This is a genomic window from Streptomyces sp. NPDC052052 (genome assembly GCF_040680455.1).
Lineage (GTDB): Bacteria > Actinomycetota > Actinomycetes > Streptomycetales > Streptomycetaceae > Streptomyces.
This window is the reverse complement of the sequence record NZ_JBFAWU010000064.1, coordinates 1-1,605: the sequence shown is the minus strand read 5'-3', so window position 1 is coordinate 1,605 and position 1,605 is coordinate 1. Positions and strand designations below refer to the sequence as shown.

Below are 1,605 nucleotides of genomic sequence, written 5' to 3'. Positions count from 1 at the left end.
CGAGTTGGCCGCCTGCGTGGAGGGCGAGGTCGACGAAGGCGGTCCCGGGCAGCAGCACCGTCCCGGTCACCGCGTGATCCCCCAGCCACGGCTGCCCACGCAGCGAAAGCCGACCGGTCAACAGCAACCCGTCGCCCCCGGCCGGCGACACAGCCGCCCCCAGGAACGCATGACCCACCGCGGTGAGACCCGCCGCCCTCACATCACCCACAGGAGCAGTGGACCCCAGCCAGTAACGACGCCGCTGGAAGGGATACGTCGGAAGCTCCACCGGGCGAACCCCGGCGAACACACCCGCCCAGCCCACATCAGCACCCAACGCATACGCCTGCCCCACCGACATCACAAACCGCTCCAGGCCACCCTCCTCACGACGCAGCGACGGAACGACATGCGCACCACCCCCCACCGCCTCGAAAGTCTCCTGCAACCCAATCGCCAACACAGGATGAGGACTTGACTCCACAAAGATCCTGTAACCATCCCCAAGCAGCGCACGCGTCGCCTTCTCGAACTCCACCGTCGCACGCAGATTCCGGAACCAGTACTCCGCATCCAGCCCCGCCGTGTCCACCCGCTCACCCGTCACCGTCGAATAGAAAGCAACCTCCGACGACCTCGGCGAAATCGGCTCCAGCACCCGCAGCACCTGCGCCCGAATCCGGTCCACATACGCCGAATGCGAGGCGTAATCCACCGGAATACGACGAACCCGCACCCCCTCCCCCGCCAACACCTCCATCAGCTCACCCAAAGCCGACACCGAACCCGAAACCACCGTCGAGGCCGGCCCGTTCACCGCCGCCACCCCGACATCCTCACCCCACCGACCGATCCGGGCCCGCACCTCACCCACAGGCAACGCCACCGACACCATCCCACCCAGACCCGCCAGCACCCTGATCGCCTGACTCCGCAACGCCACCACCCGCGCACCATCAGCCACACTCAACGCACCCGCCACCACCGCCGCCGCGATCTCCCCCTGCGAATGCCCCACCACCGCATCCGGCTCCACACCCCACGACCGCCACAACCCCGCCAGCGACACCATCACCGCCCACAACACCGGCTGCACCACATCCACCCGCTCCAACGCAACCGGATCATCCAACACCTCCAGCACATCCCACTCCACATACACCGACAACGCCCGGGCACACTCCCCCAACCACTCACGGAACACCGGCGACACAGCAACCAACTCCCGCGCCATACCCACCCACTGCGACCCCTGCCCCGGAAAAACGAACACCGACTTCCCACCAACAGCCGCCACACCACTCACCACACCCGGCACATCCACACCAGCAGCAAGCCCCGCAAGACCCGCCAGCAGACCCTCCCGGTCAGAACCCACAACCACAGCACGATGCTCGAACGCCGCACGGGTACCCACCAACCCGGCACCCACACCCACCAGATCAACAACCCGCCGCGCCTCCACATCCGCCAACAACCGCCCCGCCTGAGCCCGCACCGCCTCCACACTCTTCCCCGACAACACCCACGGCACCACAGACGGCCCACACCCCACAGGCACACCCGAAACAACCGGCACCAACGGCGCCTCCTCAAGAACCACATGCGCATTGGTACCGCTGA

Annotated in this window: 1 protein-coding gene; it reads right to left on the bottom strand. The window is 67.0% G+C overall.

Annotated features, from left to right (window positions below; translation table 11 throughout):
- Positions 1–1,585: acyltransferase domain-containing protein (locus AB0L71_RS32650; RefSeq protein WP_365250373.1), on the bottom strand; the 1,585-nt coding region annotated here is incomplete at its 3' end.
- Positions 1,586–1,605 lie beyond the last annotated feature (20 nt).